The organism is Neisseria sp. DTU_2021_1001991_1_SI_NGA_ILE_055, from assembly GCF_032342915.1.
Lineage (GTDB): Bacteria > Pseudomonadota > Gammaproteobacteria > Burkholderiales > Neisseriaceae > Neisseria.
Window position 1 is genome coordinate 973,926 of record NZ_CP135440.1, and the last position, 22,274, is coordinate 996,199.

Below are 22,274 nucleotides of genomic sequence, written 5' to 3' on the forward strand. Positions count from 1 at the left end.
ACAAAAAATCAAAAGGCAGACTCAAATCTACCCTTTGCTGCTTTCCATCTAATCTTTATTGGATTGCGCCGAACGAGCCAGCTCTTCCGCCGCTTTTTGTACCCTATCCGGCATCAGCTTGTTCAAACAATCCGTATGCCCCAACGGACATTCACGCTTAAAACAAGGCGAGCAATCCAAATTCAAACTGACAATTTTTGCCTTTTGGCTGAGAGGCGGCGTATGGTCAGGGCTGGATGAGCCGTAAACTGCAACCAATTTCCGATCAAGCGCGGCCGCAAGGTGCATCAGACCGCTGTCGTTGCACACAACCGTATCGGCGCAAGACAACAAATCAATCGCCTCCGAAAGATTGGTTTTGCCGCAAAGATTGGTACACAGGCCGTCTGAAAGCCGGTTGATTTCATCTGCAATATCGAAATCTTTTTGCGAACCAAACAGCCAAACCTGCCAACCCTCAGCCAAATAGCGGCGGCCGAGTTCGGCAAAATGACGCGCAGGCCAACGCTTGGCCGGGCCATATTCCGCACCGGGACAAAATGCCAAAATCGGTTTATCCGTCGTCAAACCATGTTTTGCCAAAGCGGCTTGACGGCTTTCGGGATCAATCGTGAAACAGGGATTATCGGAATGCCCGTTAAAATCCGCTTGGGTCGGATACGCCAGCGCAGTATAGCGGTCAACCATCAGAGGCAACGCAGCCTTATCCAACTTGCGGATATCGTTCAGCAAAAAATAGCGCGACTCGCCGACGTAGCCCGTACGCTGTTTAATACCCGTAGCCAAGGCAATAATGGCGGATTTGAGCGAACCGGGCAAAACAATCACTTGATCATAGCCTTCTCTTCCCAATTCACGCCCGATACGCCAGCGTTTTTTCAATTCCAACGCACCATGTCCAAACGGATTTTCCATCACACGGTTGATTTCAGGCATACGCTCAAATACAGCCATCGACCATTTGGGCGCAAAAGCATCAATGGTGCAGCCGGGATGCAGCTCATGCAAACGGCGATAAAGCGGTTGGGTCATGACGCAGTCGCCAATCCAGCTTGGAGTAATAATCACGATTTTTTTGGACATAATGGAATGTGTTTTTAATTTTGGCTTATTGTAATACGATTTTTAAAAGGCCGTCTGAAACTCGGTTTAATTATCTAGTACAAAATGTACAAGTTGATAATATCCAATATCTTCCCGAGCTTTTTTGGAAAAAGTTAATCTCCAAATAGCCTTACGTGCAGCTTTATCTAATCGGGAATAACCGCTGCTTTTAACAATTTTTGCTGCATCAACCTTTCCTCCTGCTATATGTAATTCCATAACGACAGAGCCTTCTTCTCCATTTTCTGCTGATAGAGCGGGATATCCTGGAAGATAAATCTGAGCAATATTCACCATTGCCTGTTTCTCAGAAATAATAAAAAATTGGGCAACGCTGGGAATGTTGACTTTGATATTGGCCTGCTCTTCGGATACTTTATTCAAACAATCCAATAAAGGCTCACCTATTAAATCCGATTTAATATACGGATTATTGTTCCATCGTTTAAACCCATCAGGATCAATTGCTGCACATTTTTGTTTCTGCACTTTTAGCAATTTCTCTTGATATCCTGCCAGAGTATGAGCATAAGCCCATTTAGGTTTGAATCGTTTAAATGAAGCAATTTTCTGTTTTGCCAATTCCATAAACTCAGAAGAAACTTCACCCTCCTTGCTCCATACTGCTTGACCGGCCCTGCCTTGTTCATCAACAGGAACAACAACCCAAACAAACCCTTTTTGAGCCTCAACAGATAATCCCAGACCTTTCAATATATTAAGCGGCCTTCTTTCCAATTCTTAAATAGACTCTGAAAATGCCAAGCCTGAAATACCAAGCATAACGGCGGCAAGCAATATTCTCTTCATTTTGAAAACCTTATAAAAACAGAAAGGCCGTCTGAAATATTTTCAGACGACCTTTTTATACTGGTTTAACGATGGTAGTTAGGCGCTTCTTTAGTGATTTGTACGTCATGAACGTGGGATTCGCTCATACCGGCAGAAGTGATTTCCACAAATTCTGCTTTCTCGTGCATTTCAGCAATATTGGCGCAACCCAAATAACCCATGCTGGAGCGCAGACCACCGGTCAGCTGGTGGATGATGTTCACAATCGGGCCTTTGTAAGGAACGCGGCCTTCGATGCCTTCAGGAACATATTTGTCTGTGCTGTCGGTTTTGTCTTGGAAGTAGCGGTCGGCAGAGCCTTGGCTCATCGCACCCAACGAACCCATGCCGCGGTAAGACTTGTAAGAGCGGCCTTGGTAGAGTTCGATTTCGCCCGGGGCTTCTTCCGTACCGGCAAACATACCGCCGAGCATGACGCTGTATGCACCTGCTGCCAGAGCTTTGGCAATATCGCCGGAGAAGCGGATACCGCCGTCGGCAATCAGGGGAACGCCTGTACCTTTCAAGGCTTCGGAAACATTGTGAATCGCAGTCAGTTGAGGCACGCCCACGCCTGCCACGATACGGGTCGTACAAATCGAGCCCGGGCCGATACCGACTTTAACGGCATCCGCACCGGCGGCCACCAAATCCAAAGCGGCTTGGGCAGTCGCGATATTGCCGCCGATGACTTGAATGTGCGGATAAGTTTCTTTGACCCAGCGCACGCGATCGATAACGCCTTGGCTATGGCCGTGGGCAGTATCGACCACAATCACGTCCACACCTGCTTCTACCAATGCTTTGACGCGCTCTTCGGTATCGCCGCCGGTACCCACCGCAGCACCGACGCGCAGACGGCCTTCGGCATCTTTGCTGGCATTAGGGAATTCGGTTGTTTTCAGAATATCTTTAACGGTAATCAGACCTTTGAGTTCATCTTGGTCGTTCAATACCAAAACGCGCTCTACTTTGTGCGCATGCATGATTTCGCGGGCTTCGTCGATGCTGGTACCTTCAGGAACGGTAACCAAACGGTCGCGGGGGGTCATGATGGCAGAAACCGGCAGATCGACACGGTTTTCAAAACGCAGGTCGCGGTTGGTCACGATACCAACCACTTTACCGTTTTCAACAACAGGCAGACCGGACATTTTGCGTTTGCGTTGTGCGCGCATTTCCAATACGTCGCGGATCAATGCGGTCGGCGCAACGGTAACGGGATCTTTCACCACGCCGCTCTCATGGCGCTTCACTTTGGAAACGGCACGCGCTTGCAACTCCGGCGTCATGTTTTTATGGATGATGCCGATGCCGCCTTCTTGAGCCATAGAGATGGCCAGACGCGCTTCGGTAACGGTATCCATTGCAGCAGAAAGTAGAGGGAGGTTGAGCGTGATATCGCGGGTGAGTTTGGTTTGAAGTTTGACATCTCGAGGCAGCACGTTTGAGTGCGCTGGAACCAACAAAACGTCGTCGAAAGTATAGGCTTTTTCTACAATACGCATGATGCTCGGTCTTTCAGTTTGTGCAAGATGCACGGCATTATATCACACCGGCTTGATGCTAACATTGGCAATACATGTTTTAACGTTATTTTTTTACATGATTTGATTTGGCGTACAAAAATATGCCAACGCATTGCAGTTTCAAGTAAAATAAGCCGCATGAGAACATCATTTACATAAGGGAAACCCATGAAATCTTCCGTACTCAAAACCTGTCTGATAGCAGCCCTTCTCTCTTCCGCCGCCCTGACCGGTGCGGCCGAGGTATACACTTGGAAAGGCGCATCGGGCAACAGCTATTCCGATACGCCAAACCGCCTGCAACCGAAGCGTTCCGGCGTGGTCAACATCCGCACGCACAACGTCAAACCTGCCGTTGCGCCTGCCGCGGCGGCATCTGAGCCGGTTGCCGAGCAACCCAACGAACAGGTTGCGGAACAAAACAAACAAATCGAAGAGCGCAATAAAAAAATCGAAGAACAAAACCGCCAAAACAAGCTGGAAAACTGCAAAATCGCCAAAATCAACCGCCAAGTCGCCGAAAGCGCACGCTTGGCCAATCGCGACAGCCTGATTAAGCAATACCAAAACGACGTCAATAAATACTGCAATTAAGCTCTCAAATAACAATATCAAAAAGGCCGTCTGAAATTAAATTTCAGACGGCCTTCATCGTTCAGTCCGAGACCTTTGCAAAATTCCTTTCCTTCCGACAGCCGAGATCCAAACAAAGATTTTCGGCTGTTTTTGTTTCAAATATCCACTGATTCTACCCAAATCCCCCCTTAATCCCCCTTGGATACCTGATTAATCAGGCATCCGGGCCGCCTTTTAGGCAGCAACAGGCACACTTAGCCTGTTGGCGGCTTTCAACAGGTTCAAACACATCGCCTTCAGATGGCTTTGCGCACTCACTTTGATCAGCCCGAAATAGGCTGCCCGCGCATAGCGGAATTTACGGTGCAGCGTGCCGAAGCTTTGTTCGACCACATAACGGGTCTTCGACAAATATCGGTTACGTTTGGTTTGCGCTTCCGTCAGCGGACGGTTGCGGTAGGCTTTGCGCATAATGCCGTCCTGTAACCGATGCTCTTCCAGATGTTGCCGGTTTTCCTCACTGTCATAGCCTTTATCGGCATAGACGGTCGTACCTTTGGGCAGACCTTCCAACAAAGGCGACAGGTGTTTGCACTCATGGGCATTGGCTGGGGTAATGTGCAGTTTCTCGATATAGCCTTCCGCATCGGTACGGGTATGTTGTTTGTAACCGAGTTTGTAGAGGCCGTTTTTCTTTATCCAACGGGCATCGCTGTCTTTACTCGGTGTGGCTTGGCCGCTGACTTGTCCTTCCTCGTCGACTTCTATGGCCTGGCGCTGTTTGCTGCCGGCGGTCTGAATAATAGTGGCATCAACGACGGCGGCGGATGCTTTCTCTATTTTTAGGCCTTTTTCGGTCAGTTGGCGGTTGATCAGTTCCAGTAGTTCGGACAGGGTGTTGTCTTGCGCCAGCCAGTTGCGGTAGCGGCATAAGGTGCTGTAATCGGGGATGCTCAGTTCGTCAAAACGGCAAAACAGGTTGAAATCGATGCGGGTGATGAGGCTGTGTTCGAGTTCGGGATCGGAGAGGCTGTGCCATTGTCCGAGCAGGACGGCTTTGAACATGGACAACAGGGGATAGGCGGGACGGCCGCGGTGGTCTCGGAGGTAACGGATTTTTTGACAATTCAGGTATTGTTCGATCGGTTGCCAATCAATCACCTGATCCAACTTCAATAGCGGGAAGCGGTCGATGTGTTTGGCAATCATGGCTTGTGCGGTTTGCTGGAAGAAGGTACTCATGAAAAATCCCCTAAATGTCTTTGTGGGAATTTAGGGGATTTTGAGGAATTTTGCAAAGGTCTCAGTCCATCAATAATACAGTTGAACCAACAACAAACCGAAAGCTAGACTAAATGCCATGCTCAACAAGCCCGGTATCATGAAGCTGTGGTTGAAGATGAATTTGCCGATTTTGGTCGAGCCGGTTGTATCGAAGTCGATAGCGGCAATAATCGGACCGTAGTTTGGTATAAAGAAATAGCCGTTTACCGCAACAAATGTGCCGATAATAATGGGCGCAGGAATCCCCAGTTTGATGGCGATTGGGAACAACGTCGCTACTGTCGCGCCCTGGCTGTTGACCAATACCGACAAGACAAACAGGGCGAAGGCAAAAGTCCATGGTGCAGACTCAACCAAATGGCTGACGGTCGATTCCACTTCTGCCAAGTGGCCGTTCATCAAGGTATCGCCCAACCAAGCCACGCCAAACACCGCTATCACGGCACGCATACCGGCATGGAATACCGAACCTCGGGTAATCGCATCGCCATTAGGCTTACACGCCAAAATAATCAGCGCAGAAGCAGACAGCATCACGATTTCAATCGTATGCGCCATGCCCATAGGCTTGATCGCGCCATCGTGTTCAAAGGCCGGACGCAACTCAGGCAGCGCACCCATCACGACCACCAGCAATGCCGCAGTCAAGAAAATACCGACCGACAATTTGGCTTTCGGCGAAATGGCAACATCGGTTTGTTGTTCCTCCACATCGATGTATTCTTTCACATAGTTCGGGTCTTTCAACAAAGCCTGATAATGCGGATCGTCTTTCAATTCTTTGCCCAGTTTGTTTACGAACACGCAAGCCAAACCAATACCCAAAATCGTGGACGGAACGGTGACTTTCAACACATCCGCCATCGTGACGTGTTGCGGCTCAAGCATGGAGACGCAGGCAACAACGGCAGCGGCAATCGGGCTGGCGACAATCGCAAATTGGGAAGCGATAACCGCCATTGTCAACGGACGGGAAGGACGGATGCCATTGCGGCGGCTGACTTCGGCAATCACGGGCAAGACCGAGTAAGCCACATGGCCCGTACCCGCCAACACAGTGAAGGTGTACGTTACCGCCGGCGCGATAAAAGTGATGTATTTCGGATTACGGTGCAACACGCGCGTAGCAATTTTAATCATATAGTCCAAACCGCCACTGGCCTGCATGGCCGCCGCGGCAGACACTACCGCCATAATCATCAGCATCACATCAATCGGCGGGCTGGTCGGCTGAAGATGGAAACCAAAAGACAATACGGCCAAGCCGATACCGCCGAGCACGCCCAAACCAATACCGCCAACCTGCGCGCCAATCAGGATACACAGCAGCACAACGGCAAACTGGATAAAAAACATAGTTGACATCACAACTCCCAAAATCTGGCCTTCGCCGAAATAAAATTACAAACGGTTGGATTATAGAGTAAACCCTCTTCCCTAACCATACTTTACCTAATTATACATACTGATCCACATCAAATAAATAATATTCTCATTTAACCAATAGACTCATCAAAAGCACAAAAAAGACCGTCTGAAGATTTTCAGACGGCCTCTATGATTCAGATGAAATGATAAGGCTATTTTCCGGCTACTTCTTCATCTTTTATAAAATCCGATACGCCATGAACACAGCGGATTTTGCGTTCCGACAAGGTTGCCTCCAACAAGGCGTCGTTTTGCGGCAAGGAATCGCGTTCTGCCTCATTGTGCCAGAGGTGGTACGCAATGCCGGCAAATTTCAAATTATAGCGTTTCATCCCATTATGATAGCAACGGGCGACAAATTCACTGTCCTCCCTGCCCCAACCGACAAAGCTATTGTCAAACCCGTTAACAGCCAGCGCATCGCTGCGGAAAAAGCCCATATTGCAGGTTTTGATGCCTTTGTGTTTGCGGTTGCCTTTTCGGCCTGCCAGTTTGGCCAAACAACGACAGCGCAGGGCGGAAAGCCGTTTTTCTATTCCCGAGCTGAACATGGACAAAGCAGGCAAATCACCTTCGTCTAAAATATCCTGCGTTTTATCCTCAGTCAAAATCACGCGGGAACCCTGTATCAGACGGCCTTTGCGGGCAATCTTCAAATGATCGGCGATAAAAGACGGATCCAAAACCATATCGCCGTCAATCAACACAATATAATCACTTTTCGCCTGCGCCAGCGCACGATTGCGCGATTCGGCGGCACGAAAGCCCCTATCCGGCTGCCATGAATGCTTGACCGGAATGCTTGTTCTGCGGCGGATAAAATCAACCACTTCGGCGGTTTCCTGCCTTGAGCCGTCATCCGCGACAATAATCTCATCCGGCAGACGGGTTTGCGATAAAGCCGATTTCAACACCAGCTCCAGAGCATCGGGACGATTGTAGGTAGTGATGATGAGGGAGACAGTTATCGTGCGGTTGCGCTCGTAAAGTTTGACATATTTGTAATACGAACCTTGCGCGTTGGACACCGAAATCGTCAGCCCGTCCGCCCCATAGGCAAAACCGCGTTTGAGCAGGTAATTTTTCACAAACGATACGCCGCCATGCAGCAAAGCCTTAAACGGCGAACTGTCTTTCTTGAAGCGGTTTTCTTCCGCATACAGCGAGCTGTACTGCTGCATTTTCTGAATCAGCCCTTCGGCGTTTTCAAAAGAATAATGTTTCAGACGGCCATCAAGTTGTTTAACCTTGGCTTCCTGCGGCAACACCAAAGACTCATGCACCTGACGGTCGGAAAAACGGGTAAACCTGCGATGATAAAGGCGCGGAATAATATCCGGATACCAGCCGCAGCCTTTAATCAGGCAGCCGTGGTAATGGTTCAGACGGGAAAGCGAAAAGATATGTTCCTTCTCATTTTCCAAAACGGCCGCACGAATGGCTTCGATTAAAGCCTCATCCGCCACTTCATCGCTGTCTATGCTGAAAATCCAATCGTTTTGCGCCAGCCTGGCCGCCAGATTTTTCATCGGCCCAAACCCAATAAAGTCATGCTTGTAATAGCTGACATTGGGAAAACCCTTGGCAATTTCAAAAGTACGGTCGGTCGAGCCGTTGTCCAACAGCAGGACTTCGTCAAAGTCTTTCAGCGCACTCAAAACTTCTGAGAGATAACGTTCTGAATTTTTTACCAACATGGCGGCGGTTGCCGGAATTGTGTGCATCATAAAAAGGCCGTCTGAAAAAGGAAGCTGTATTTTAACCGATATACCGCTACAATATGTCCTCCTTTTTTCAGACGGCCTGACTCATGCAGCTTATTCTTGCCCCCATGCAGGGGCTGGTGGACGATGTGATGCGCGACCTGTTGACGCGCATCGGCGGATTTGACGAATGTGTCAGCGAATTTGTCCGCATTACACACACGGTCCACTCACGCGCCACTTGGCTTAAATATGTTCCCGAAATCGCCCATGCCAACCGTACGCCGGCCGGCACGCCCTGTACTGTCCAGCTTTTGGGCAGCGATGCGGAAAACATGGCCGTCAATGCTTTGGAAGCCGTGCGTTTCGGTGCGGACAAAATCGACCTCAACTTCGGCTGCCCCGCGCCGACGGTCAACAAACACAAAGGTGGCGCGGTCTTGCTCAAAGAGCCCGACTTGATTTATCACATCGTCCGCACCCTGCGCCAACGCCTGCCGCAACACATTCCGCTGACTGCCAAGATGCGGCTCGGTTATGAAGACAAAAGTCTGGCATTGGAATGCGCCTCCGCGATTGAAAACGGCGGCGCATGCGCGTTGACCGTCCATGCGCGCACCAAAGTCGAAGGCTACGAGCCGCCGGCTCATTGGGAATGGGTGCGCAAAATCCGCGATGCAGTCAGTATTCCCGTTACTGCCAACGGCGATGTGTTCAGCCTTCAAGACTATCTCGACATTAAAACCGTCAGCGGCTGCGACAGCGTGATGCTCGGGCGCGGCGCGGTTATCCGTCCAGACTTGGCACGGCAAATCAAGCAATATGAAAACGGCGAAACAGTGAAAGACACCGACTTTGCCGAAGTCTCTTCATGGATAGTCCAATTCTTCGACTTATGCCTTGCCAAAGAGGCCAACAACAAATATCCGGTTGCCCGTTTGAAACAATGGCTGGGCATGATGAAAAAAGAGTTTGAACAGGCGCAGATATTGTTTGACCGTATCCGCGCCGTCAAAGAAGCGGATGAAGTAAAACAGATTCTGCTGTCGTTTGAACAAGAGATGCATTCATGATTCAAAAAGGCCGTCTGAATTTCAGACGGCCTTTAATATGATTACTGACAGATATAATCAGCCAACAGTCTGCCTTTTTCCGCACTGGCTGCATTGGCCATATTCACATGCCTGGTCTCAGGGCCATTCTTGGATTTCAGGGCTTCGCCATATTTTTTGGCAAACTCTTTATTGGCACTGGTCACTCTCGACTCAGTGGCATCCAATATAAACCCGTCTTGCTCATATTTGCCTTGCGCAGTGATAATCAAGATATTTTCAGGCGAAGGGTAATCCGGAAAATTAACATAGTTGGTAACCAGCTTATAGGAAACGCCTTTGCCGTGTTTCATATCCTGACAGATGCCGTTAGGCGCGGTAAAGACTGCATGGCCGATACGGCCGTGGCCGAAATCGTAAAAATCGATTCTCTTCGCAGAAGCCAATTGTTTTTTATCGTTGCCGTCATTTACATTTAATGACTTGCCGTTTACCAGAAACAGGGTTGGCAACAAGGGGCTGCCATGAGAGGCTTCCAAATTATATGCTTCGCCCAACAGCTTGCCTTGGCGATACACCGTCAAGACAGGCTTTTTCAAACCATTTTCCGGATTGCCGGTTTTCTTAAAAGAAATCTTCTGAACCACATTGCCAAATTCATAATAAGGTCGCGACTGCACACCTGTTTTCGTATCCTGCAGGGCACTCCAGCTACCGTCCGTCGTTTGGGCGCATGCAGTCACAGCAGCAAACAGAATACCCGATAGTAAAACTTTAGAATGTTTCATTCATAAACTCCTTCTCAAGTAAACAAAAAAACGGATGTGTGCCTTTACTGCTTATTTTTGTTTCTTTATTAAAATTTTAGAACTATTGTACTAACTTAGCAAGGGATTAAAGAACAGGCCGTCTGAACATTCAGACGGCCTTGATTAACATCAATTCTTAAGAAGCCAAAACGCGGGGGAACAAAATCTCATTTTCCAAGTGGATGTGGTCTTTCAAATCGTCCACCATCTCTTTGGCCAATGCGTACAAACGGGTCCAGCTGCCGCAAGCGCCTTCGGGAAGCTCAAAATTATTGGTCAATTCTTCCAAACGCGCGATGGCCTGATCGTGGTCTTCGTGTTCATGCATCATCACGCTGATGGGCATGGCCGCGCCGCGACCCACACCCTGATTAATCATCGGGAACAACATGCGCTCCTCTTTCATCATGTGCATCAACAGCTCGTTTTGCATATAGGCCAACAAATCAGGCACTTCGGCAGGGAAAGTATCGGCATGAACCTGCGCCACTTTTTGCGCCAGCGGAACCAACTCTTCAAACTGGGCGCGGTGAACATTGTGGTAACGCTGCAGGATATGGTCGATGGTAGAATTGAAAGGTGCGGTTTCCCAAACGGTAAAGTCGGTCATGGCTGTGTTCCTTTAAAGATTGATATTGGATGAATGTTAGGTATAAGGATACACGCTGCTTGCGGCTTTGTATAGTTTTTTAATTACTTAATTAATTGATAATAAAAGTTATTTTCAAAATTAAAATACCAAACAGGCCGTCTGAAACATAAAGTCAAAGTTTCAGACGGCCTGCCCTTTTCTTAAATAATCCAACGATATAAGGCAATCATTACCGGCATGGTTACCACACAAAGCAGGGTCGTCAGCCCATAAATCGCACTGGCTTTTTGGGCATTTTTGCCGTAAACAACCGCCATTTGGGTAACTGTCGAAGCGGCAGGCGAAGTCGTTGCCAAAAAGCTGATTAACACAACCGTATCCGCATGCGCATCATGATGGGCAAAACCGCAGGCTTTGACGGCGAAAAGCAATAATACCGGAATCAAAATCAGCCTTAAAAAAGCAACGAGATAAAGCCTCGGCGTCCACACAATCGAACGCAACGGCAAAGAGGCCAAAAGCATGCCCGCCACCAACATGGCAACCGGGCCAATCATACTGCCCACCGTCGCCAAAGTATTATCAACAATGTGCGGCAGCTTGATTTGAAAGGCAAACATCAGCAGCCCGACCAACATGGATAAGATGTTGATATTGGTGAAAATGGTTTTCCAAGCCACATTGCCGCGACCGCAAATCAACAGGCGCAGATGCGTCCAAAACAAAAACGTCTGCACCAAGATAAAACCGGTGGTGTAAATCACCCATTCCGCACCAAATACCGACATTACCAAAGGAATAATCAGGTTGCCCGAATTGCTGTACACCGTCGCCGCGTGTTCGAGCGCATCGAGTTTGAACAAGTGTTTAAACACCCTGCCCAAAACAATCAGCACTATATGAAAAAACACCGCCAGCATGATGGAAAGCTTCAGCCCTTCGATAATCTGCGACGTATTGTCCATCTGAAAAGCATGAATCATGACAGACGGGCTGATCAAATAAAGCGCAATGACGGAGAGCGTGTAGCTGTTTTCCGATTTCAACAGCCCGGCCTTCACCAAAGCCATGCCCATCAAAACAATCAGCGTCAGCTCGGTAATTTTTCCGGCAAGCAGAAAAGAGGTTTCCATAACAAAAAAAGCGGCAAAAACATTGATTTTACGCTTCTACCGCTTGGCATGCCAAATTCAGACGGCCTGAAGCCTTTTTCCAACAACCCGACATAATTTGCCCTACCGCAAAGCAAACCAATATAAATCTGTCCGTATATCCGCTATAATCAGCCATTTTCTTCAAACAGGAAACATCATGTCCCCCAGCCGTTTCAATCAAACGGGCCCCAAAATCGGCCTGAGCGTACGCCTTGCAGAAACCCAAGCTGAAATCGAAGCCGCCCAAAGATTGCGCTATCAGGTTTTTGCCCAAGAATTGGGTGCGGAAATCGAAAGTGATGACGGCCGCGATGTCGATCCTTATGATGAGCATTGCCACCACCTGCTCGCATTTGACGATGCAACCGGCGAAGTTATCGGCTGCTACCGCCTGATTACCGAAGAAACCGCAAAAAAAGTCGGCGGCTGGTACAGCGAGCATGAATTCGACCTTGAGCCTTTGAAAGACATCCTGCCGCAAACTGTCGAACTCGGCCGCGCCTGTACCCACCCGGACTACCGCAACGGCGGCTTGGTCATGCTGTTGTGGACCGGTTTGGTCAAATTCATGAAAGACGAAAACCTGCGCTTTATGATTGGTTGCGGCAGTATCGAAATGCGCGACGGCGGCAGCGATGCGGCCGGTCTGTATCATGCTTTAAAAGGCAAATACCTTGCTCCGGAACAATGGCGCGTCAAACCGCTCAACCCGCTCAAATGGGACAGCATCACGCCGTCTGAAAACCCGCCTGTACCCGCACTGATCAAAGGCTATCTCAAAGCGGGTGCGTGGTTTTGCGGCGAGCCTTGCGTCGATGAAGCGTTCAACTGCGCGGATGTGCTGATCATGATGGACATCAGCCACCTTTCCGACCGCTACTTGCAGCGTTTCGCCCCTAAAACCGATTCATAATAAAAGGCCGTCTGAAGCTTCAGACGGCCTGCCTCATCTTTTATAAAAAAACACACACAATGACCGCCAAAATCCGTTTTATCTTCCGCCTCCTTTGCATTGCCGGCTGCCTTTTGTACGGCATGGCCGAAATGTTTTTTCTGTTTCCCTTTTACAGCAGCAAACGCAAACTGCGCGCAATCCAGTTATGGTCGCTGCGCGTGCTCGCTTCCTGCGGCATGAAACTGCAAACTTTCGGCACGCCGCCGCAAGAAGGCCGTGGCCAAATGCTTATCAGCAACCATATTTCATGGTTGGACATTATGGCGGTCAACGGCGCTTTCCCCGGCCGTTTCGTGGCTAAAGACGATGTAGCCAAATGGCCGGTGGTCGGTTATCTCGCTACGCAGGCACAAACTGTTTACGTCTCGCGCAACCGCGGCATCAAAGGCAATTCCGCCAAAATCGCCGGCGTAACCGAAGCGCTGAAAAACGGCGATACTGTCACCATTTTCCCCGAAGGAACCAGTACCGAAGGCCGTGAAATCCTGCCGTTCAAACCCAGCTTTTTTCAGACGGCCTATGATGCAGGCGTACCGATTATTCCGGCGCTCTGCCGCTATCCGAATCCGGACGGCAGCAGCCCCAATCCGCACACTGCCTACTACGGCGACATCAGCCTCTGGCAATCCATCTGCATGGTCATCAGCCAGCCTTCCAGTACAGTCGAACTGCATTTCCTCGATCCGATTGAAGCAGGAGAAGACCGCTACGCTACCGCGCTTCAAGTACACGCCCTGTTGAGCGAAAAGCAAAAACAGTTGGGCTGATCAAAAAAGGCCGTCTGAATGTTCAGACGGCCTTTTCCACTATCTTATGTCTTAAGATGAATATTGAACCGAATCGCTACCGCTTTTCTTTTGAATAAATTCAATTTTGTAGCCGTCCGGATCTTCGACAAACGCAATCACAGTCGTGCCGTGTTTCATCGGGCCGGCTTCGCGTACCACTTTGCCGCCCATTTCTTTGACGCGTTCGCACGCGGCGTAAGCATCATCAACTTCAATCGCGATGTGGCCGTAAGCATCGCCCAAGTCGTAAGACTCGGTATCCCAGTTGTGGGTCAGTTCCAAAACAGTATGGTCCGCCTCATCGCCATAACCGACAAAAGCCAAAGTAAAACGGCCTTCAGGATAATCGCGGCGGCGCAGCAGTTGCATATTCAATACGTTTTGATAGAAATCCAAAGAGCGTTCGAGATTGCCGACACGCAACATAGTATGAAGCAAGCGCATGATTTTGTTCCTTTCTGAATTATGTTTGGTCATGGATTATAACACATCGGGCATTTACCCTCCTCAACTTAGAAAATGCCGATACTTAAACCGTATAGAAATGAAGCGTATCCCTATCGCCAGTTGAATTTAATTTATTAACAAGCACACCGACTGACTAAATTGCTATAATCGCCACACTTACAACACAACACTTCAAACCGTCATGAAAACCTTTGTTCTTCCCGATACCCGCCCTTATCCGCAAAGCCCTATCAAAAACTACCTTCTGCTCAATGCCTATCAGCTGGCACACAACTCCTCCTCCGCATCACGCAAGCTTTCGGCCGGCCAACTGCAAACCGAAATCCGCACCATGCTCAGCCAAAACCATTACATCAACCTTTCATTGGCGATGACCATGGCCCCCGATGTCGGCACTTACACCAGCCTGATTCAAAGCGTGGGCGAAGTCCTGAAGGCAGAAAACGATAACGAAGCCCAATGGTTTGCCCTGCCTGTCGTTTTGGTTGCCGGTTGCAAAAAAGAACAAACCCTGCCGCTCACACTGCCTACCGAAGCCCTCTTCGCCTGCCTGCAAAACTACCCCAACCTGCGCACCCTCACGCAAAACACGCAATGGCTGCCTTACCTCGTCCAATCTACCGACTTGAGCAGCATTACCCCGGGCGACTGGTTCCAAGCCAAGCAAAACGATGAAGCGGCAGGCGCATTCCTGCAAAAATTCGAATACAAACCATTGATGCTGCCCGAAGGTCAATCCGTCCATGTTGTTTACGCGCTGGGCTACGGCAATAAAGACATTCAGACGGCCTTGGGCCTCAACCTGCAACAGGCAGGTCTGCCATTGATGCAGGTTTGGCAAGAACATCTCGCCCTCGACGGCGTTACCCTCTTTACCAACCCGCTCTCGCCCAATACACCGCTTGACGCGCTTACCGACGGCAGCCACACCCGCCAACGCATGGCCATGGACGTTTTTGCCACCAACGCCATCCGCGCCATCCGTATGCAAAGCCCGCGTGTCGGCGTTGTTGCCGCAGCGAAAGCGGACGGCAAGCTCCAGTTCAGCTTCAACGCGACAGACAGCGCGTTTGAAATCGTTCCACAGACCTTCACTTGGGAGCTGGCCTCAACCGACAATATCGCCATCGTGCAGCAAAACTTCCTCGACCTGATGGCAGAATGCCGAATCGAGCACCTCTACCTGCTGCATAACCCACTGGGAGAAAACGAGAACATCCCTACTTATGCCCAAGCGTTGAAACTGGAAGGCCATAATCCTTTCTTCAGCAATGTAAACTAAATTGAAAATGCAACACGCAAGGCCGTCTGAAAACGGTTTAGCGTGTTGCATTGATTTTCAAACCTTACCGCTCATTTTCACGCATATGAAAACCCACAAAATCCTTTTCGTCTGCCTCGGCAATATCTGCCGCTCCCCCATGGCCGAATACGTCCTGCGCCATCGCGCCCGCGAAGCAGGCATGGACAATGCCATCATTACGGCCAGCGCAGGCACATCAGGTTGGCACGATGGGGAAGACATGCACGAAGGCACGCGCCGCGCACTCAAGCAACACGGCATCGACCCGTCATGCTTTACCAGCAGCAAAATCAAACCCAGCGATGCCGAACATTTCGACTACATCATCGTGATGGACGACAACAATCTCAGAGAAACTGAAAAACAGCTCGGTTTCCACCCCGGCAAAATCTTCAAACTGACCGACCTTCGTCGTACCAACCACATGCTTTTCATGCGTGATAGCTTGGACAGCATCGTTGAGCCAGTTTTGAATGAAATGGGACGATTCTATGACTGGACTGAAGAAGAAAAAGCCGCTTACCGTGCTGATGTCGAAGCAGCTCTTGCTAACAATGATTTAGCAGAATTAAAATAAAAGAGGTGGAGGGCAGGACTCCTAGTCTACCCTCTCCTTCTTTTTAATGGGGACAGAAAGATGATGAATGAATTATTTGGAGAATTTTTGGGGACTTTAATCCTGATTCTTCTAGGAAATGGTGTTGTTGCAGGTGTGGTTCTTCCTAAAACCAAGAGCAACAATGCAGGTTGGATTGTGAGTTCTATGGGTTGGGGAATTGCGGTTGCAGTTGCGGTCTTTGTATCTGGCAAGCTCAGTCCAGCTCATTTAAACCCAGCTGTGACCATTGGTGTGGCCTTAAAAGGTGGTTTGCCTTGGGCTTCCGTTTTCCCATACATCCTAGCTCAGTTCGCAGGGGCTATGCTGGGTCAGATTTTGGTTTGGTTGCAATTCAAACCGCATTATGAGGCAGAAGAAAATGCAGGCAATATCCTGGCAACCTTCAGTACTGGACCGGCCATCAAGGATACAGTTTCTAACTTAATCAGTGAAATCCTTGGCACCTTTGTTTTGGTATTGACAATCTTTGCTTTGGGGCTTTATGATTTTCAGGCAGGTATCGGCACCTTTGCAGTGGGGACTTTGATTGTCGGTATTAGTCTATCACTAGGTGGGACAACAGGTTGTGCCTTGAACCCTGCGCGTGACCTTGGACCTCGTATCATGCACAGTATCTTGCCAATTCCAAACAAAGGCGATGGAGACTGGTCTTATGCTTGGATTCCAGTTGTGGGACCTGTTATCGGTGCAGCCTTGGCTGTGCTTGTATTCTCACTTTTCTAATATAGAAAATAATTATTTTGATAGAGCTTGAGATGAAAATCTCAGGATCCCCGATTCAGGGTACAACCACGTTCCCGATCCGTGGTACACAGGCGACTTTGACGAAACCTACCGTCTGGTCGATGCCGGCAGTTTGGCCTTATTGGAAAAATTGAAACAGGCTTAAATCGGCTTTAACAAAAAAAGACCGTCTGAACAGCTATCTCAAAAGCCATGCTTTCGTGATTACCTGTTCAGACGGCCTTTATTGTTCACCGTAATCAACCTACGCGATAAAACGCCAGACTGCCCAATAAATTCGGCAGATGTTTGACCTGTCGGTTGCCCGTCATGACCGCACGCTCAAGCACGCGGATTTTGTTTTTGGCGCACAATAAATCGAAGTCTTTGAGGGTACACCAATGGATATTGGGCGTATCGTACCAATGATACGGCATCCGCTCGGAAACCGGCATATGGCCGCCAATGGCGATTTGAAAGCGGTTGCGCCAGTAGCCGAAGTTAGGGAAGCTGACGATGGCCTGCTTGGCCACGCGCATCAGGCAGCGCAGGATTTTTTCCGTGTTCTGCATGGCTTGAATGGTTTGGCTCAAAACAATCACATCAAAGCTTTGATCGCCAAAAGCCACCAAGCCTTCTTCCAAATCGGCTTGAATGACGTTTACGCCGCGGGATATAGCGGCAATCACACTGTCGGTATCGATTTCAACACCGTAGCCGGTGCAGTTTTTATGTTCCACCAACGCGGCCAACAGCTCGCCGTCGCCGCAGCCCAAATCGAGTACGCGGCTGCCTTCGGGTATCCAATCGTAAATGAGTTGCAAATCGTCGCGCAGATTCATTTTTGGCAGTCCTTGTAAACGTTGTTCATGTAAGCGGCAACCGCGCGGATATAGGCTTCGTCTTCCATCAAGAACGCATCGTGGCCGTGATTGGATTTGACTTCAATGTATTGCACGGATTTTTGCGCGGCGATTAATGCCTTGACCAATTCATGCGAACGTTGCGGCGAGAAGCGCCAGTCGGTACTGAAGCTGGCAACAAAAAACTTGGCCTGCACATTCTCCACGGCGCGCGTGAGGTTGTGGCCGTAATCGGCGGCCGGGTCGAAGTAGTCAAGCGCCTTGGTCATCAGCAGATAAGTATTGGCATCAAAGCGGCCGACAAACTTATCGCCTTGATAGCGAAGATAAGATTCCACTTCAAATTCAACGCCGTAGCCATACTGATAGCCGTCTGATTTTAAATCGCGGCCGAATTTTTTACCCAAGCCGTCTTCGGCAAGATAGGTAATGTGCCCCATCATGCGCGCGATACGCAAACCGCGTGAAGGAACGGTATGATGGCTGCGGTAATTGCCTTCATGGAAATCGGGATCGGTCAAAATAGCCTGACGGGCAACATCGTTAAACGCGATGTTTTGAGTGGAAAGTTTAGGCGCAGAAGCGATGACGAGCGCGTGGGCAACGCGTTCAGGCAAAGAAATCGTCCATTGCAATGCCTGCATACCGCCCAAGCTGCCGCCGACAATGGCCGCCCATTTTTGAATACCGAGATAATCGGCAAGCATGGATTGGGACTTCACCCAGTCTTTGACGGTTACAACCGGAAAATCCGCGCCATATTCGTGGCCGGTTTCAGGATTTTCGGACAAAGGGCCGGTACTGCCGTCGCAGCCGCCCAAGTTGTTCAAACCGACAACGAAAAAGCGTTCGGTATCGATGGGTTTGCCGGGGCCGACCATATTGTCCCACCAGCCGGCGTATTTATCCTCCGCACTGTGCTTGCCGGCAACGTGATGATTGCCTGACAGGGCGTGGCAGATCAGGACGGCATTACTTTTGTCGGCATTGAGTGTGCCGTAGGTTTCAATCATTAGGTCGAAACGGGGTAAGGTTTTGCCGTTTTCCAGAGCAAGCGGTGTGTCAAACGGGATTTTCTGGGGCGTTACAATGCCCACTGAGGCATTTGTTGTCATTTGTAATTTCCAAGTGAAGCGGCAAAAGGGGTATTATAACGTTTCGTTTTTGTTTTGTGCATGAGGCTTCAGACGGCCTGCCCTGATTAAAGGCAATATTTTTGGGAGAATGTGAAATGATAGGCAGGCTTTTGCGATTTTTTTTCTTTTGCGCCATAGCGGCATTGATTGTGAACCGTTTGTTCAGCCGCAAACAAAAGCGCACCATTCGGGAAATCGCCAAAATCAGCGCATGGGTATTGCTGGGTGCGGCGGCGGCTACGCTGTTTTGGTATTTGATGATGCTGTTTTTCAAGCATATTCCTAATTCTTATTGAAATAAAATATAAAAGGCCGTCTGAAAACCTTAATCCAGCGTTTTCAGACGGCCTTTTAATGTTCAAACTTAAAACAATTCTTCCGGAATCTTGCAAACCGGAATCGGATTGACTTTGTGCTGCATGGCTTTGTGCAACCGGGTATAGATTGCCAAAACTTCGCGCTGCCTGCCTTCAAAATCTTCAGGCTTATGGCTGCCGTACACGCTCATCGCCCATTCGAGTTCGGGATAAGATGCGCCCATTTGCTCTTCATCGGTACGCTCGGTATCCCAAAGTCCGTCTGTCGGTACGGCTTTTTGAATGTCTTCCGATACGTCCAGCTCGGCAGCCAACGCGTACACTTGAGTTTTGGTCAAATCGGCAATCGGGCTGATGTCCACGCCGCCGTCTCCGTATTTGGTGAAGAAACCGACGCCGAAATCTTCAATTTTGTTGCCCGTCCCCGCCACCAGCAAACCATGCAGCTGGCCGTAATAATAAAGCGTCGTCATGCGCAGGCGGCTGCGTGCATTGGCCAGTGCCAGCTGTTTGTTGGGAAATTCAGTTTCGCTGACGTCAACGGTATCGGCAAACGTATCAAACGCCGGGGTCAAATCAACGCTTTGCGCTTTTACATTGGGATAACGCTGTTTCAGACGGCCCATGTGTTCTTGTGCGCGGTTGACTTGGTCGGACTTCTGACGAATCGGCATTTCCAACAACAAAACCGACAAACCGGTTTGCGCGGCAAGGGTGGAAACCACGGCAGAATCGATGCCGCCGGATACGCCGACGACAAAACCTTTGGCACGCGCCTGCTCGGCGTAATCTTTGAGCCATTGAACAATATGGCGGATGATGGCTTGGGTTTGCATAGGGATAAATGTTCGCTTCAAATAAAACGAATGATAGCCTGATTTGCACTTGTCTGAAAGACGACAAGGTATAATGCCCTTTTTATTTCTTGCACACACACCATGTCCAAACCCATCCTTCTGCGCTGGCTCGCCGTCTGTCTGATTCCGCTCGCCACTCTTTTGTGGTTTGCACTCAACCCGCCCGAAGACAAAACGCAACACCTCATCAACGGCATCATCCTTGCCTGCGAGGCCACATTTCTATTCAAATTCGTCCTCTTTGACGTCATCAAACACCACCTCAAACAAGAGCCTGAATTGGAACAGCAAAGTATTTGGATGTTTATCCCTATTGTTTTGCTGATTGTTTATTTGTTCCACTATTTCGGCGCATTCTAATGTTTTCAGACGGCCTTGGGCATATTTTTCCATGAACACTCCCCCACCTTATACCTGCTGGATTTTCTGCAACGTCATCGACAACTTCGGCGACATCGGCGTTTCATGGCGGCTGGCACGTGTTTTGCAACGGGAACTCGGCTGGCAAGTGCATTTATGGACAGACGATTTCCCATCCCTTCAGGCACTCTGCCCTGACCTAGCCTCGATTCCCAATATCCATCAAGGCATCGGCATTCACGCTTGGCAAGCCGACCATGCCGAAGATACCGATACAGCCCCTACCCCCGACATTGTCATCGAAACCTTCGCCTGCGAACTGCCCGATGACGTTCAATCCATCATCCGCCGACACCGACCGCTTTGGCTCAACTGGGAATACCTCAGTGCGGAAGACAGCAACGAGAGACTGCACTTAATGCCCTCGCTACAAGCCGGCGGCATACAGAAATACTTTTGGTTTATGGGTTTCAGCGAAAAAAGCGGCGGCCTGCTACGCGAACGTGATTACGCCGAATCTGCCCGCTTTGATACGGAAACCTTACGCCGACAACTCAAACTTCCCGCAAAAAACAAGCACGAATGGCTGCTTTTCGGCTATCAAAGCGATATTTGGGCAAAATGGCTGACCATGTGGCAACAGGCCGGCCAACCCATTACCTTGCTGCTTGCAGGTACACAAATCATCGCCAGCCTGAAAAACAGCGGCCTAGTGCCGCAAAACGCCCTGCTTGAAGACGGCGATGTGTATCAGAGCGAACACATTACCCTGATCAAAATCCCTTTCGTTGCCCAACAGGATTTTGACAAACTGCTCAATCTTGCCGACGGCGCCGTCATACGGGGCGAAGACAGCTTTGTTCGCGCCCAGCTCGCCGGAAAACCTTTCTTTTGGCACATCTACCCGCAAGAAGAAAATATCCATCTCGACAAGCTGCACGCGTTTTGGGACAAAGCGCATCAGATTTATCCGGATGTTGTCGCCACGGCACACCGCCTCCTTTCCGACGAACTCAACAACGGCGAAGCACTCAGCGACAACCAACGCCTGCAGGCATGGCAAACCCTGACGGCACATCAAAACGAATGGCGCCAAAGCGCGGCAAAATGGCGGGACGGACTTTTTGCCCAAAAAAGTGCCGTCGAAAAACTTGCCGCCTTTATTTCAAAGCACAAAAAAATACGCTAAAATAGCGCGTTTTATTACAACCGATTTGATTGGAAAACCACAATGAAAACAGCACAAGAACTGCGCGCCGGCAACGTATTCATGGTCGGCAACGATCCTATGGTCGTTCAAAAAACCGAATACATCAAAGGCGGCCGCTCTTCCGCCAAAGTCAGCATGAAACTGAAAAACCTGCTGACCGGTGCCGCTACTGAAACCATTTACAAAGCCGACGACAAATTCGACGTCGTGATCCTGTCCCGCAAAAACTGTACTTACAGCTACTTTGCCGACCCAATGTACGTCTTCATGGACGAAGAGTTCAACCAATACGAAATCGAAGCCGACAACATCGGCGACGCGTTGAAATTCATCGTTGACGGCATGGAAGACCAATGCGAAGTCACTTTCTACGAAGGCAACCCAATCTCCGTAGAATTGCCTACCATCATCGTTCGCGAAGTTGAATACACCGAGCCTGCCGTTAAAGGCGATACTTCCGGCAAAGTGATGAAAACCGCACGTCTGGTCGGCGGCACTGAAATCCAAGTGATGTCTTACATCGAAAACGGCGACAAAATCGAAATCGATACCCGTACCGGCGAATTCCGCAAACGCGCCTAATCAGCCCGTAATACAAAAAGGCCGTCTGAAA

General features: G+C 49.5%; 24 protein-coding genes and 1 pseudogene. 12 read left to right on the forward strand and 13 right to left on the reverse strand.

Features of this window, described 5'->3' with window-relative positions:
- Positions 1–48: 48 nt before the first annotated feature.
- The 3 genes from waaF to guaB all read right to left on the reverse strand — a co-directional run bounded on the left by waaF (position 49) and on the right by guaB (position 3,443).
- Positions 49–1,083 (reverse strand): lipopolysaccharide heptosyltransferase II, encoded by a 1,035-nt coding sequence (gene waaF, locus RRV97_RS04510; protein WP_315612110.1) that lies wholly within the window; start codon positions 1,081–1,083, stop codon positions 49–51.
- Between the two features lie 66 nt (positions 1,084–1,149).
- Positions 1,150–1,818, reverse strand: coding sequence for an energy transducer TonB (locus tag RRV97_RS04515; protein WP_315612111.1), 669 nt, complete (start codon positions 1,816–1,818; stop codon positions 1,150–1,152).
- 161 nt (positions 1,819–1,979) lie between these two features.
- On the reverse strand, positions 1,980–3,443 hold the full coding sequence (guaB, locus tag RRV97_RS04520; protein WP_036490563.1) for an IMP dehydrogenase: 1,464 nt from the start codon (positions 3,441–3,443) through the stop codon (positions 1,980–1,982).
- Between the two features lie 189 nt (positions 3,444–3,632).
- Between guaB and RRV97_RS04525 the strand changes: the two genes are divergently transcribed.
- Entirely contained in the window at positions 3,633–4,058 is a 426-nt protein-coding gene (locus RRV97_RS04525; protein WP_003747116.1) for a DUF4124 domain-containing protein, read from the forward strand.
- A gap of 216 nt (positions 4,059–4,274) precedes the next feature.
- Here the strand turns inward: RRV97_RS04525 and RRV97_RS04530 are convergent, their stop codons facing one another.
- The 3 genes from RRV97_RS04530 to RRV97_RS04540 all read right to left on the reverse strand — a co-directional run bounded on the left by RRV97_RS04530 (position 4,275) and on the right by RRV97_RS04540 (position 8,479).
- On the reverse strand, positions 4,275–5,282 hold the full coding sequence (locus RRV97_RS04530) for an IS5 family transposase (protein ID WP_315611114.1): 1,008 nt from the start codon (positions 5,280–5,282) through the stop codon (positions 4,275–4,277).
- Positions 5,283–5,351: 69 nt separating this feature from the next.
- Complete coding sequence (locus tag RRV97_RS04535) at positions 5,352–6,680, reverse strand: anaerobic C4-dicarboxylate transporter (RefSeq protein ID WP_315612231.1); 1,329 nt, start codon at positions 6,678–6,680, stop codon at positions 5,352–5,354.
- 224 nt (positions 6,681–6,904) lie between these two features.
- Positions 6,905–8,479 carry a glycosyltransferase family 2 protein gene (locus RRV97_RS04540; RefSeq protein WP_315612112.1) on the reverse strand — a complete coding sequence of 525 codons (1,575 nt, stop codon included), beginning with the start codon at positions 8,477–8,479 and terminating at the stop codon, positions 6,905–6,907.
- Between the two features lie 83 nt (positions 8,480–8,562).
- Between RRV97_RS04540 and RRV97_RS04545 the strand changes: the two genes are divergently transcribed.
- Entirely contained in the window at positions 8,563–9,528 is a 966-nt protein-coding gene (locus tag RRV97_RS04545; RefSeq protein WP_314593354.1) for a tRNA-dihydrouridine synthase, read from the forward strand.
- 41 nt (positions 9,529–9,569) lie between these two features.
- Here the strand turns inward: RRV97_RS04545 and RRV97_RS04550 are convergent, their stop codons facing one another.
- The 3 genes from RRV97_RS04550 to RRV97_RS04560 all read right to left on the reverse strand — a co-directional run bounded on the left by RRV97_RS04550 (position 9,570) and on the right by RRV97_RS04560 (position 12,041).
- On the reverse strand, positions 9,570–10,295 hold the full coding sequence (locus RRV97_RS04550; protein WP_070850613.1) for a hypothetical protein: 726 nt from the start codon (positions 10,293–10,295) through the stop codon (positions 9,570–9,572).
- 157 nt (positions 10,296–10,452) lie between these two features.
- Positions 10,453–10,926 carry an iron-sulfur cluster repair protein DnrN gene (gene dnrN / locus RRV97_RS04555; RefSeq protein WP_036490552.1) on the reverse strand — a complete coding sequence of 158 codons (474 nt, stop codon included), beginning with the start codon at positions 10,924–10,926 and terminating at the stop codon, positions 10,453–10,455.
- Between the two features lie 182 nt (positions 10,927–11,108).
- The gene (locus RRV97_RS04560; RefSeq protein WP_315612113.1) at positions 11,109–12,041 is read right to left on the reverse strand and encodes an AEC family transporter; all 933 of its coding nucleotides are present in this window, start codon (positions 12,039–12,041) and stop codon (positions 11,109–11,111) included.
- A 178-nt stretch (positions 12,042–12,219) separates the two neighbouring features.
- Between RRV97_RS04560 and RRV97_RS04565 the strand changes: the two genes are divergently transcribed.
- Positions 12,220–12,975, forward strand: coding sequence for a GNAT family N-acetyltransferase (locus RRV97_RS04565; RefSeq protein WP_315612114.1), 756 nt, complete (start codon positions 12,220–12,222; stop codon positions 12,973–12,975).
- A 59-nt stretch (positions 12,976–13,034) separates the two neighbouring features.
- Complete coding sequence (locus RRV97_RS04570; RefSeq protein WP_003747133.1) at positions 13,035–13,784, forward strand: lysophospholipid acyltransferase family protein; 750 nt, start codon at positions 13,035–13,037, stop codon at positions 13,782–13,784.
- 51 nt (positions 13,785–13,835) lie between these two features.
- Here RRV97_RS04570 and gloA read toward each other — a convergent pair whose 3' ends face one another.
- On the reverse strand, positions 13,836–14,249 hold the full coding sequence (gloA, locus tag RRV97_RS04575) for a lactoylglutathione lyase (protein ID WP_003685011.1): 414 nt from the start codon (positions 14,247–14,249) through the stop codon (positions 13,836–13,838).
- 205 nt (positions 14,250–14,454) lie between these two features.
- Between gloA and RRV97_RS04580 the strand changes: the two genes are divergently transcribed.
- From RRV97_RS04580 to RRV97_RS04595, 4 genes and pseudogenes are all read left to right on the forward strand, one after another.
- A complete protein-coding gene (locus RRV97_RS04580) occupies positions 14,455–15,555 on the forward strand; it encodes a conjugal transfer protein (protein ID WP_070734790.1) in 1,101 nt (366 codons plus the stop codon).
- Positions 15,556–15,640: 85 nt separating this feature from the next.
- Positions 15,641–16,153 carry a low molecular weight protein-tyrosine-phosphatase gene (locus RRV97_RS04585; RefSeq protein WP_315612115.1) on the forward strand — a complete coding sequence of 171 codons (513 nt, stop codon included), beginning with the start codon at positions 15,641–15,643 and terminating at the stop codon, positions 16,151–16,153.
- A gap of 60 nt (positions 16,154–16,213) precedes the next feature.
- Positions 16,214–16,918 (forward strand): MIP/aquaporin family protein, encoded by a 705-nt coding sequence (locus tag RRV97_RS04590; protein ID WP_315612116.1) that lies wholly within the window; start codon positions 16,214–16,216, stop codon positions 16,916–16,918.
- Between the two features lie 46 nt (positions 16,919–16,964).
- A pseudogene (locus RRV97_RS04595) lies at positions 16,965–17,084 on the forward strand (low molecular weight phosphotyrosine protein phosphatase); the annotation flags it as partial.
- 94 nt (positions 17,085–17,178) lie between these two features.
- Here RRV97_RS04595 and metW read toward each other — a convergent pair.
- The gene (gene metW, locus RRV97_RS04600; protein ID WP_049329691.1) at positions 17,179–17,760 is read right to left on the reverse strand and encodes a methionine biosynthesis protein MetW; all 582 of its coding nucleotides are present in this window, start codon (positions 17,758–17,760) and stop codon (positions 17,179–17,181) included.
- Positions 17,757–18,896, reverse strand: a complete 1,140-nt coding sequence (locus RRV97_RS04605; RefSeq protein WP_004519859.1) for a homoserine O-succinyltransferase MetX — start codon at positions 18,894–18,896, stop codon at positions 17,757–17,759. Before RRV97_RS04605 ends, metW begins: the two co-directional genes overlap by 4 nt.
- Positions 18,897–19,012: 116 nt before the next feature.
- On the opposite strand from RRV97_RS04605, the gene RRV97_RS04610 reads away from it, so the two are divergent.
- The gene (locus RRV97_RS04610) at positions 19,013–19,213 is read left to right on the forward strand and encodes a protein MIGRI (RefSeq protein WP_003682450.1); all 201 of its coding nucleotides are present in this window, start codon (positions 19,013–19,015) and stop codon (positions 19,211–19,213) included.
- Positions 19,214–19,281: 68 nt separating this feature from the next.
- On the opposite strand, the gene nadE is transcribed toward RRV97_RS04610, so the two are convergent.
- The gene (gene nadE, locus RRV97_RS04615; protein WP_003747146.1) at positions 19,282–20,070 is read right to left on the reverse strand and encodes an NAD(+) synthase; all 789 of its coding nucleotides are present in this window, start codon (positions 20,068–20,070) and stop codon (positions 19,282–19,284) included.
- A 102-nt stretch (positions 20,071–20,172) separates the two neighbouring features.
- Between nadE and RRV97_RS04620 the strand changes: the two genes are divergently transcribed.
- From RRV97_RS04620 to efp, 3 genes are read left to right on the forward strand one after another with little or no spacing between them, the layout of a single operon-like run.
- The gene (locus RRV97_RS04620; protein ID WP_315612117.1) at positions 20,173–20,451 is read left to right on the forward strand and encodes a hypothetical protein; all 279 of its coding nucleotides are present in this window, start codon (positions 20,173–20,175) and stop codon (positions 20,449–20,451) included.
- Between the two features lie 31 nt (positions 20,452–20,482).
- Positions 20,483–21,640, forward strand: coding sequence for an elongation factor P maturation arginine rhamnosyltransferase EarP (gene earP, locus RRV97_RS04625; RefSeq protein WP_315612118.1), 1,158 nt, complete (start codon positions 20,483–20,485; stop codon positions 21,638–21,640).
- A 42-nt stretch (positions 21,641–21,682) separates the two neighbouring features.
- Positions 21,683–22,243, forward strand: coding sequence for an elongation factor P (gene efp, locus RRV97_RS04630; RefSeq protein ID WP_036490530.1), 561 nt, complete (start codon positions 21,683–21,685; stop codon positions 22,241–22,243).
- The last annotated feature ends 31 nt before the right edge of the window (positions 22,244–22,274 follow it).

What these genes read in the sequence shown, in the direction of transcription:
- waaF (WP_315612110.1), bottom strand. Translation starts at nt 1,083, where the DNA reads ATGTCCAAAAAAATCGTGATTATTACTCCAAGCTGGATTGGCGACTGC.
- guaB (WP_036490563.1), bottom strand. Translation starts at nt 3,443, where the DNA reads ATGCGTATTGTAGAAAAAGCCTATACTTTCGACGACGTTTTGTTGGTT.
- RRV97_RS04525 (WP_003747116.1), top strand. Translation starts at nt 3,633, where the DNA reads ATGAAATCTTCCGTACTCAAAACCTGTCTGATAGCAGCCCTTCTCTCT.
- RRV97_RS04530 (WP_315611114.1), bottom strand. Translation starts at nt 5,282, where the DNA reads ATGAGTACCTTCTTCCAGCAAACCGCACAAGCCATGATTGCCAAACAC.
- RRV97_RS04535 (WP_315612231.1), bottom strand. Translation starts at nt 6,680, where the DNA reads ATGTTTTTTATCCAGTTTGCCGTTGTGCTGCTGTGTATCCTGATTGGC.
- RRV97_RS04540 (WP_315612112.1), bottom strand. Translation starts at nt 8,479, where the DNA reads ATGATGCACACAATTCCGGCAACCGCCGCCATGTTGGTAAAAAATTCA.
- RRV97_RS04545 (WP_314593354.1), top strand. Translation starts at nt 8,563, where the DNA reads ATGCAGCTTATTCTTGCCCCCATGCAGGGGCTGGTGGACGATGTGATG.
- RRV97_RS04550 (WP_070850613.1), bottom strand. Translation starts at nt 10,295, where the DNA reads ATGAAACATTCTAAAGTTTTACTATCGGGTATTCTGTTTGCTGCTGTG.
- dnrN (WP_036490552.1), bottom strand. Translation starts at nt 10,926, where the DNA reads ATGACCGACTTTACCGTTTGGGAAACCGCACCTTTCAATTCTACCATC.
- RRV97_RS04560 (WP_315612113.1), bottom strand. Translation starts at nt 12,041, where the DNA reads ATGGAAACCTCTTTTCTGCTTGCCGGAAAAATTACCGAGCTGACGCTG.
- RRV97_RS04565 (WP_315612114.1), top strand. Translation starts at nt 12,220, where the DNA reads ATGTCCCCCAGCCGTTTCAATCAAACGGGCCCCAAAATCGGCCTGAGC.
- RRV97_RS04570 (WP_003747133.1), top strand. Translation starts at nt 13,035, where the DNA reads ATGACCGCCAAAATCCGTTTTATCTTCCGCCTCCTTTGCATTGCCGGC.
- gloA (WP_003685011.1), bottom strand. Translation starts at nt 14,249, where the DNA reads ATGCGCTTGCTTCATACTATGTTGCGTGTCGGCAATCTCGAACGCTCT.
- RRV97_RS04580 (WP_070734790.1), top strand. Translation starts at nt 14,455, where the DNA reads ATGAAAACCTTTGTTCTTCCCGATACCCGCCCTTATCCGCAAAGCCCT.
- RRV97_RS04585 (WP_315612115.1), top strand. Translation starts at nt 15,641, where the DNA reads ATGAAAACCCACAAAATCCTTTTCGTCTGCCTCGGCAATATCTGCCGC.
- RRV97_RS04590 (WP_315612116.1), top strand. Translation starts at nt 16,214, where the DNA reads ATGATGAATGAATTATTTGGAGAATTTTTGGGGACTTTAATCCTGATT.
- metW (WP_049329691.1), bottom strand. Translation starts at nt 17,760, where the DNA reads ATGAATCTGCGCGACGATTTGCAACTCATTTACGATTGGATACCCGAA.
- RRV97_RS04605 (WP_004519859.1), bottom strand. Translation starts at nt 18,896, where the DNA reads ATGACAACAAATGCCTCAGTGGGCATTGTAACGCCCCAGAAAATCCCG.
- RRV97_RS04610 (WP_003682450.1), top strand. Translation starts at nt 19,013, where the DNA reads ATGATAGGCAGGCTTTTGCGATTTTTTTTCTTTTGCGCCATAGCGGCA.
- nadE (WP_003747146.1), bottom strand. Translation starts at nt 20,070, where the DNA reads ATGCAAACCCAAGCCATCATCCGCCATATTGTTCAATGGCTCAAAGAT.
- RRV97_RS04620 (WP_315612117.1), top strand. Translation starts at nt 20,173, where the DNA reads ATGTCCAAACCCATCCTTCTGCGCTGGCTCGCCGTCTGTCTGATTCCG.
- earP (WP_315612118.1), top strand. Translation starts at nt 20,483, where the DNA reads ATGAACACTCCCCCACCTTATACCTGCTGGATTTTCTGCAACGTCATC.
- efp (WP_036490530.1), top strand. Translation starts at nt 21,683, where the DNA reads ATGAAAACAGCACAAGAACTGCGCGCCGGCAACGTATTCATGGTCGGC.